The sequence below is a fragment of the Yinghuangia sp. YIM S10712 genome (assembly GCF_051388935.1).
Taxonomy (GTDB): domain Bacteria; phylum Actinomycetota; class Actinomycetes; order Streptomycetales; family Streptomycetaceae; genus Yinghuangia.
The window spans coordinates 1-9,270 of the sequence record NZ_JBPKBI010000039.1; the positions used below are offsets into that span (position 1 = coordinate 1).

The window sequence follows — 9,270 nt, forward strand, 5'->3', positions numbered from 1 at the left end:
CTCCGGGCCAGGGATGCGATTCCTCCCGGGGCTGAAGCCCCGGGGTTCCTCGCAAGATCACGCTGAAGGCGCTCCTCGCCCACGACGACTTCGCGGTGATCATCCTTGATGTCCAGATGCCGGACATGGACGGCTATGAAACCGCCGCCCACATCAAACGACGCTCCAGGACCCGCGACATTCCCATCATCTTCCTGACCGCGATGGGACTCGACGCCGACCATTCGATCCGGGGCTACGCGGCAGGCGCCGTCGACTACATCGTCAAGCCTTTCGATCCGTGGGCGCTGCGCGCCAAGATCGCAGTGTTCACCGACATCCACCTGCAACGCCGCGATCGCGACAGCAACACCTAGTGCGGTGGCCACGCAGGTTTGCCGGTTCTCGTTGTCCGGTCCCGTGCATCGCAACGCGCAGGGCCGAGGCTCGTACCCGGGCGTAGTCGCGAGGTCCTGCAACGCCGCGAGGTGCGGTGTGAAGGAGGGCCGGCGGGCCCGGCGGCCCGGCGAGAACCGGTGAATCTTCGTGGCCACCGCACTGGCACGGCGCCGGTCGACGGCAGCGGCCCGCCCGACTCGACGCACGCGCCCGCCTTCGCCGCCGCCTGGCTGCCCGCATCGACCTCGCCGCGCCCCGGGAAGGGCGGGCTGTTTCCGTGGCGGCAGAACTTCCGCTCGGACGCGTTGCACCGTCGTGGGCCTCCGCGACGGCGGCGAGGCCAACGGTGGGGTGCTTCACGATCGGGTCGTACGGCCGGCTGATCACGGCGTCCGCCCGAGATCGGCAAGTACTCGGCCGGTGTGGGCGCATGGCCGGGCCGACTTTCGGGGCCTCGTGACGGCCGACCGCGTGTCCCGCCTGTCTGGTCCCGCCGCTTGGTCCGTCTCATGGCGATACACATCCAACGGGTTTGTGCCCGGCGCCCAGGGCCGGACTTGGCTCGCTTTCCGGTCCGAAGTTATCCGGCGACGCGGTTCCCCGGTACTTCCCGGCAGTCGCCCGCAATTCCTCGGCCGGGTCGGCGAAGCCTCCATCGAATTGGCTTCCGTGAATTCGACACGTGTCACCTTGATCGGAATTCTCAACCGAGATCGTCGGCCCCTTCGAGTCGACAATGTTCTGCCTGACGATCGGGCCGGAAAGAATCAAAAACGATTTTGGCGAGCCCGTTGACAGTTAATCGAGATACCGGCTTCACTGTCGTGTAACGAGGTTGAAACCCTGGGGTCGATCCCACACCCGGTCTTCCTCGGGCTCGGCGCCGCCCCGCTGCACGGAACACTACGGAATATCCGTGGCCGGGAGGCGGATCGGTAATCGGCCGGCACCACTTCTGCCGACAGACCAACCGTGTCGGCACAGTCGTGCCGCCATTCGGAAACTGCTCGAACAGGAGATTCAGCAGATGATCCGTAAACGCACCATCACCGCCGTCGTCGGCGCCGTCAGCGCGGTCGCCCTCGGCGTGACGGTCGCGCCGCCGGCCACGGCGGTCCCGGTCATCAGCTTCGACTGCGGGAGCTGGGGATCCGGCACCGCAGAGATCGAGCCCTTCCCGCCCGGAGGCGAATTCGCCTTCACGACCACGTTCGGCTCGCCCGTCCCGGTGCCCTCGGGCATCCCGGTCACACTCGAAACATCGGCAGGCTCGTACACCAGCCAGACGCTGGCGTCGTGGAACCCGGTCTTGTTCGACGACTTCAGCGGCCCCGCGGTCGCGTCGGCGACGGTAACCACCTCGCACCGCTTCATCATTCACGCACCCCCGCCGCAGGGCGATGTCGTGTGCAACGTGACCTCAGGCGGGACCATCGTCTGGTGACCTGAGTCGGGAGAGGCACGGGGGCCGGACTCTCGCGGGATGTCCCCCGGCCGATGGGTCCGGCCGACCGATGCCGGAAAGCGTGCCTCCAGCCGAAGCCCGGCCGGAGGCACGCTTTACATTTCCCGTGGCAGTCGCGGCAGGATCGGTCGTCGCCCGGGCTCGTCCCCTGCGCCCGCGGTGTCGGTACGGCAGCTTCCTCGCATTTCGAATGCCGAGGGAATGCAATGCAACGCGCGCGTGGGTGCGCGAGTGCGCATGTACTGGCGTACGCCAAGGCCACCCGTACCGCAATTTTTGGCAAGTCAGCGGTGGTGACACGTGTCATCATTACGAAAACCCGATCCAAACACCGATGAGATTGACAAAAGAGTTCACCTGAGTGATTGGCGAGACATACGGGAAAACGATCGCCCGACGATGGTGCGTCTCCGCGGTAAGAAAGTCTTCAACGCGGTAGAAAAGATCGCCCGCGAACTCGGCTGCCGTCGACGCTTTATACGTTGTGCGTCCGATTCATCACTCGGTACGCACACGACGCGGTGGGCGTGCTCTCACGCGCCGGGCTGCCGCGCGTCTTGAGGGCGTCCGCGGTTCCCACTGGAACGCCGTCTTTACCGGCCTCGGCGAGTCCGTGTGCTACCTGCACGGGCCGATCCGTCCCACTTCGACACGCTGAGCGAGTCCGCTCGGCGACGTCATCGCAGAGCGGTGACGAGGTGGCCGAACTCCGCCGGCTCAGCCGGTGTTTGGGCCTGCGCAGGGGCCGGTGGTCGCCGCTCCTTCCACCGTGGCGCGCTGTTCCCAGCGCGTGCTTGTGCCCCCGGAGTCCCGTCCTCACAGGCTTACGTCCGTAAGGTCGGCTTACATGCGTAAGGCTGGCTTACGCTTGTAAGTCTGTCAACATGTCAGCCCCGGGAGCCGCCGTGCCGCCACTTCGACGCCAACCGCTCAGCAGAGACCGGGTACTGGAGGCCGCGGTCCGAGTCGCCGATCGGGGTGGGGTGGCGGCCATCACGATGCGCAAGGTGGCTCAGGAACTCGGCGTGGAGGCGATGTCGCTGTACCACCACGTGCCGAACAAGGAGGCGATCCTCGACGGCGTGGTGGACACGGTGTCCGCGGCAATCGAGGTGCCCCCCGCCGGATGCGACGACTGGCGGGACGCGATCCGCGTGCGCGCGCGATCCGCGCGTACGGTCCTGTCCCGGCACAGTTGGGCCCTCGGCGTCATGGATTCCCGTCGCAACCCGGGCCCGGCAACACTGCGCCACCACAACGCCGTTCTCGGCGTTCTCAGAGAGGCGGGGTTCACACTGCCGATGGCCGCGCACGCCGTTTCGCTCATCGACAGCTACATCGCCGGATACGTTCTCCAAGAGGCAAACCTGCCGCTGACGGCGCCGGACGACGTTGCGGAAGTGGCCGGCGGCATTCTTGAGCGTCTGCCGGCGGACGAGTTGCCGTATCTGGCCGAGATGATCGTTGATCATGCCCTGAAGCCGGGCTACGACCACACTGACGAGTTCAGCTACGGCCTCGATCTGATTCTGGATGCGCTGGAAGCCCGCCGCGGATAGGGCCACGATATCGACGCAATCGAAGTGCCGGTGTTTCCAGGCATGTTCGGCAGGATCAGGGCCGGGGCACCGAGGTAGCCGGATTCCGCGCGACATCTGGGAACCGAAACCGCCGGCCCAAACCCCTGGCCCCGGCGGGGGCCGTTCGCGCGTGCTGATGGTGCACCGGCGGTGGGGGATGTAGGACACGTACCCGAAGGACCGACGAAGTCGGACGCCTGATGACCGCCGTTACGTCCAGCCAGTCGATCGCCGGTCGGTGGGCGCCCCGCGGCATGGGCGCGTGACCGCGCCCGGAGGCGCTGCCCCCCGCGAAGCCGAAACCTTACGGGGGCGTGCGCGGTTACAGCAGGCAGGGGCCGTTGCCCACAGCAGTCGGGCGCGGTCCGACCTTCCGCATCCGCGACCAACCCCGAGACAGGTGACCCGTCATGGCGAAGGCCCGGCAAGAGACCATGGAACTTCAGACGCACTACGCCGCCCAGGTCGTTGCCGACCTTGAGCGCGTCGCTCAGGAGCAGAAGCGCGTGAGCACCGAAATCACCACCCTCCAGGACCGGTTGCGTTCCCTCGACCTCGACCGAGCCGTATTGGAGGACCTGCGCACGAGCCTGGCCGTCGAGCCCTCGCGCGTGGCATCGGGCGCCACCGCCACACGCGCGCGGCCCAAGAAGGCCACCGGCAACGCAGGGAAAAAGCGGAACACGACCCCGGCCAAAGCGCCTGCGAATCGCCCGAGTCTCGTCGACCTGATCCGCGGCCACCTCGCGTCGCAACCGCAGCCCCGCTCCACGGCCGAGATCACCGACGCGCTCACCGCGGCTCACCCAGAGCGCACGATCAAGAGCACCGTCGTCCGGACCACCGTCGAAAGCCTCGTCGCCCGCGGCCTCGTCGAACGCCGCAAGCGGGGCGCCGTAGTCTTCTACACCACGGTCAAGTCGACACCACGGTGACCAGGGCAACACGCAGTCGCCGAAAGCAATTTGACGCCGACGCGCCGGAAGATCTCGGGAAGGCGCCGAGGCATCCGAGTCGGGGCCGAGGTCTTTCGTGTGGTTCTCAGCCTCGTTCGCGCCAACGCGCGGTGCAATTTCGCACCCCGACAAAGGCGACTCCACGTGGACGACGTCGAAGTGGCCCGCCTGCTGTGACCGTTGCCGGAACTGCCGCGGTCAGCACAGCTGTTGACGTCCCCTGAACAGCGACGGCGGGCAAACGATCCTGACACCAACCCCGACGATGCGCTTCAGCGATCAATACGGCGTGCATTACCTCATGCAGCGGCGCAGCAAGTCGATCACCGCGGCGCGCCCGCATGAGTTCACTCGAAAGAGTGGTCTCATTGCGCAGCTTGGCGGGGAGAATACGGATGGTTGCCAACCAACTACGCAGAGGAGCGTGTTGTGATGGACGAACTTCCGGGCATCGGAGTCGCCTTGCTGATTCTCATCGCCGACGAGGTCCTGAGCCTGCCGGAATGGCGGCTTGAGCTGGCTGCGGGCAGCAACGACTGACGACGGTGACCGCGACACGACAGGCGGCGGGCTCTCCGGAACCGGGGAGCCCGCCGCAGTCCCATGCGCCCTCCGCCTACCCCGACGCTCCCCGTCTTCCTGTCGCCGACGAATTCCACGGCCGACACGTACCGGATCCCTACCGGTGGTTGGAGGACGACGAGGCTCCCGCGTGCGAGCGGTGGCTCGCCGATCAAGAACGGCTGTTCGCCGCGCAGGCGCCGTCGTGGCGGACCAGGCCCTGGTTCAGGGCCGTGCTCGGTGAGCTGCAAGACGCCGGCGGGGCGCTGGTTCCGGTGGCGACTCCGCCGGTCTGGCGGGGAACGCGGCGCTTCTTCCTGCGCCGGGCCAAGGGCGGCGAACTACCCGTACTGGCCGTGACCGACGGCCACGGCCGCGAGTCCGAACGCGTTCTGGTCGACCCCATGACGACCGATCCGGCCGGGTTGACCTCCCTCAGCGCCTGGCGGCCGTCCCCAAGTGGTCGGCTGCTTGCCTTCCAGTTCGTCCACCGGGGCAGCGAGATTTCCGAACTGCACGTCTTGGACGTGGCCGACGGCCACCTGGTGGACGGTCCGCTGCGCCCCGGCCGCCCGACTCCGGTGGCCTGGCTGCCCGACGACAGCGGCTTCTACTACGTCACCCACGGGGCGGCGCACGGCTCGCGCGGGGTGCGACTGCACCGTTTGGGCAGCGACCCCGCCGCCGACCGGCTCGTCTTCGACACCCCCCACGCACACCTGGTGGCGGCCACCAGCCCGGACGGCCGGTGGCTCACGGTCAGTTCCGCCCCCGGCGCCCAAACCGGCAACGACCTCCGTCTCGCCGACCTGACCGCCGACGCCCCCGAGTCCCCGGGGCTGCGACTGATCCACCACGGCACCGGCGAACGCACCAGCGCGCTGCTCAAGTTCGGTCCGGGCGGCCTGCTCTACGCCATCACCGACGCCGACGCACCGCGCGGCCGGGTCTGCTCCGTCGACCCCGCCGACCCCGTACGCCAGGCCTGGTCGACCCTGATCACCCCCGAACCCGAGACGCTGCTGACGGCGTGCACTCCCCTGACCGATCCCGACAGCCGGGAACCCCTGCTGCTGGTGGGCACCACACGCGGCGGAGTGGCCGCCCTGGCCCTGCACGACATGTCCGGCCGCAAACTGACCGACGTGCCCACTCCAGGGACGGGGCCGGGGACGATCGGCAATCTCAGCGCCCCTTCCGGCGACAGCGGCCAAGTGTGGTTCACCTACACCGACTTCGTCACCCCTCCGACCGTTTACCGCTTCCGCGTACGGCAGCGCCGCTGCCTTCCCGAGGCACCACCGGCCGCCGCCGCGTCGCCCGCCCCCGCACCGCCGGCGGTCAGGCGACTCAGGTATCCCTCGGAGGACGGCACCTTGGTGGACCTGTACCTGATCGAACCGCCCGAACCCGCGGCCGGCCCGCGGCCCACGCTGCTGACCGCCTACGGCGGCTTCGGCGCTCTGGCTGCCCCCGCGTACTCACCGGGGATCACGGCCTGGGTCAAGGCCGGCGGCGCCTACGCCGTCGCCGCGGTCCGCGGTGGCGGCGAGCGCGGCACGGCCTGGCACGCGGCCGGCAGCGGGATCAACAAACCGGCGTGCTTCGCCGACTTCGCCGCAGCGGCCCGCCATCTCATCGACGAGGGCATCACCACCCCCGATCGCCTGGCCATCAGAGGTTCCTCGCACAGCGGCCTCGTCGTGGCCGCCGCCCTCACCCGCAACCCGGAACGCTACGCGGCGGCCGTCTGCTCCGACGCCCCCACCGACATGCTCCGCTACCACCTCTTCGGCCTCGGCCCCCTGTGGGCCACGGAGTTCGGCACGCCGGACGACCCCGAGCACTTCGCGGTGCTGCTCGGCTACTCCCCCTACCACCAGGTGCGACCCGGCACGCCCTACCCGGCCGTCCTGCTCACCAGCGCGCGCGTCGACCCCCGCGTGGGCGCAGCCCACATCCGCAAGTTCACCGCCGCCCTTCAGCACGCCACGTCTTCCGACCGGCCCATCCTGCTGCGCACCGAAGACAACGTCGGCCACGGCTTCCGCACAGCCTCACGCTGGGCCGATATCACCGCCGACACCCTCGCCTTCTGCGCCGAACACACCGGTCTGACTGCCGGCGCTCCGCCCCCGCCGATGTGACCGGGCACGGTGCAGTCCACCGCGTCCGAGCACGATCCTTGACGGGCACCGCCGAAGCCATCGCGCCCTGGAACGCGCCGGGACGGCGCCGAACCGTCGGCATCAGTGCGCAGCTCCCAATCGTGCTGGGCAGGCGCCGACCCAATCAACCTCTCCAATCCACGAATGAGCGCTCCGACACAGCGGCTGAAGCCCGCAGACGCCCGAGCCTGGCCCCGCTGCGCTCCTCCCGCCCAGCGGCAGGCCCACAATGTGAACGGTTGTGCGACCTCCGAGCTGTTGGTCCGTTCGGAGGATGCACCGGGGATTGATGCCACCACACGGTTGGATGGTGGCTAGCCTGTGGCGGGTCTCACCGGCTCCCGCTCGCCCGGAGGTTCCCGTGACCACCACCCCCGCTCCGACGTTCGACCACGCCGCCGCCGGCTACAGCCTCCCGCACGCCTATGCGCTCGCGCACGCCGCCGCGATCGCCTACAAGGACGAGGACGCGATCGAATCCGCAGGCCGGAGCTGGGGATTCGACACGGTCCGGCATTTCTCCTCGCCGCATGCGATGCCGTTTCCGATCGAGGACACCCAGGCGTACGTGATGGCGTCCGACCGCATGATCGTCGTCGGCTTCCGCGGTACCGAGCCGGTACAGATCCGTGACTGGCTGTCCGACGCATCCACCCCGCCGGTTCCCGGCCCGGGCGGCAACGGCTACGTGCATTACGGCTTCAACCAGGCCCTCGCCTCCGTCTACCCGCAGATCCGCAACACCGTGCAGGAGCTGCACACCAACGGACAGACACTGTGGTTCACCGGCCACAGCCTCGGCGGCGCGCTCGCGATGCTCGCCGGCGCCCACCTGTACTTCGAGGACCCCCGGCAACTCCCCGACGGCGTCTACACCTTCGGCCAGCCACGTACCTGCGAGCACATCCTCGCCACGGCGCACCGGCGGGCGTTCAAGAACCGGCACTACCGGTTCGTCAACAACAACGACGTCGTCCCCAACCTGCCGCCGGAACCCTTCACGCACGTCGACCACCTGCGGTACTTCGACCGCAACGGCAAGCTCCACGACACCATGCCCCTGGTCGCCGGCCTCGCCGACCGCGGCCTCGGCCGGATCGCCGACCCCCTCGCCCCCGCCTCCGACGGCGTCCGCGACCACTTCATCAACAACTACCTCGCCGTTCTGGCCAAGAACCTCGCGTCCTGACGCCCCCGACCGCCGAGGAACGGCCACAGTCGGGCAGGCGGCGATCCCGGGGCCACCACACCGATCAAGACGGCGTGGTGGGCCCGGGCCGCGTGTACGAAGTCGCAACCGCAGGTCAGGAAGTGTCGGTACCCCACCTGCGGAATGCTCCCGCAGCTACGGGCCCTGCACCGCGGGAGGCGGTTGGCCGGTGTGGCGGAGTGAGGCTGCGTCTGGTCTGTTGAGCGGCGTGGTTGGGGTTGAGCAACTTCGCTTTGGGCTTGGGGCGTTGCTCATGGATGGTCGGGCTTGTCAAGGGACTCGAACGCTTCGCCGGGGCAAGACCGCTCGAACGGGCGAATAGGCGGCGAACCGGTTGGTCAGGGCCAACCATCCGCCTAGTCTCGTGGTTGGTCACATTGAACCTTGACCGCATGCACTCGGTGTCATGACTTGCCGTGGCACATGGTGGTTGGGGCGTTCGTTGGGACGCACGCGGAAATTCAGGCAAAGGGTGGGCAGGCAGGGCGGACGCCGCGCGTCCGACGAGCCGTGTCGCGATGGTCGACCGCTGACGGGTCGTCGGCGTTTCGTGGGGGCGTGAGCACGTTCCCACGGGCCGCCACGGCTCGGGCGTTCCCGCGGCATGCCCGCAGCACGTCATGTGGACACGCTCATCCATCCAAAGGGGACGATCAATCATGCCGCCCGTACTAGCGCCGTTCCTTATGGGCCTCGTCGTCGCGCCGATCGCCAAGCGCATCGTCAAGCCCGTGGTGCGCGGGGTCATCAAGACCTCCGTGGAAATCGCCCTCGACGTCAAGCGCGCCGCGCAGGAGGCCGGCGAGGAAATGCACGACTTCGCCGCGGAAGTGGCCGCGGAGATCTTCACCGACCAGGCCAAGGACCAGGCCGACGAGAAAGCGGACCGTCCGGTCGTCGCGGCCTCGGCCGCCAAGCCCGGGGCGAAGACGCCGCGGCAGGCGTCTCCGCA

General features: G+C 68.5%; 6 protein-coding genes and 1 pseudogene. All 7 read left to right on the forward strand.

All coding sequences use genetic code 11. The features are described from left to right. Positions 1-62: 62 nt before the first annotated feature. Positions 63-356 (forward strand): annotated as a pseudogene (locus tag ACRX5W_RS32340) (response regulator); the annotation flags it as partial. A gap of 1,049 nt (positions 357-1,405) precedes the next feature. After that, positions 1,406-1,822 (forward strand): hypothetical protein, encoded by a 417-nt coding sequence (locus ACRX5W_RS32345; RefSeq protein WP_436791963.1) that lies wholly within the window; start codon positions 1,406-1,408, stop codon positions 1,820-1,822. Between the two features lie 905 nt (positions 1,823-2,727). Next, positions 2,728-3,402 carry a TetR/AcrR family transcriptional regulator gene (locus tag ACRX5W_RS32350; protein WP_436791964.1) on the forward strand — a complete coding sequence of 225 codons (675 nt, stop codon included), beginning with the start codon at positions 2,728-2,730 and terminating at the stop codon, positions 3,400-3,402. Between the two features lie 431 nt (positions 3,403-3,833). Next, a complete protein-coding gene (locus tag ACRX5W_RS32355; protein ID WP_436791965.1) occupies positions 3,834-4,358 on the forward strand; it encodes a hypothetical protein in 525 nt (174 codons plus the stop codon). 566 nt (positions 4,359-4,924) lie between these two features. Beyond that, the gene (locus ACRX5W_RS32360) at positions 4,925-7,087 is read left to right on the forward strand and encodes a prolyl oligopeptidase family serine peptidase (protein ID WP_436791966.1); all 2,163 of its coding nucleotides are present in this window, start codon (positions 4,925-4,927) and stop codon (positions 7,085-7,087) included. Between the two features lie 382 nt (positions 7,088-7,469). Then, positions 7,470-8,297, forward strand: coding sequence for a lipase family protein (locus tag ACRX5W_RS32365; protein WP_436791967.1), 828 nt, complete (start codon positions 7,470-7,472; stop codon positions 8,295-8,297). Between the two features lie 680 nt (positions 8,298-8,977). Beyond that, a partial coding sequence (locus ACRX5W_RS32370; RefSeq protein WP_436791968.1) for a DUF5132 domain-containing protein occupies positions 8,978-9,270 on the forward strand: 293 nt, incomplete at its 3' end.

Excerpts from the sequence above, each read along its gene's own strand:
- ACRX5W_RS32345 (WP_436791963.1), top strand. The coding sequence starts at position 1,406 with ATGATCCGTAAACGCACCATCACCGCCGTCGTCGGCGCCGTCAGCGCG.
- ACRX5W_RS32350 (WP_436791964.1), top strand. The coding sequence starts at position 2,728 with ATGTCAGCCCCGGGAGCCGCCGTGCCGCCACTTCGACGCCAACCGCTC.
- ACRX5W_RS32355 (WP_436791965.1), top strand. The coding sequence starts at position 3,834 with ATGGCGAAGGCCCGGCAAGAGACCATGGAACTTCAGACGCACTACGCC.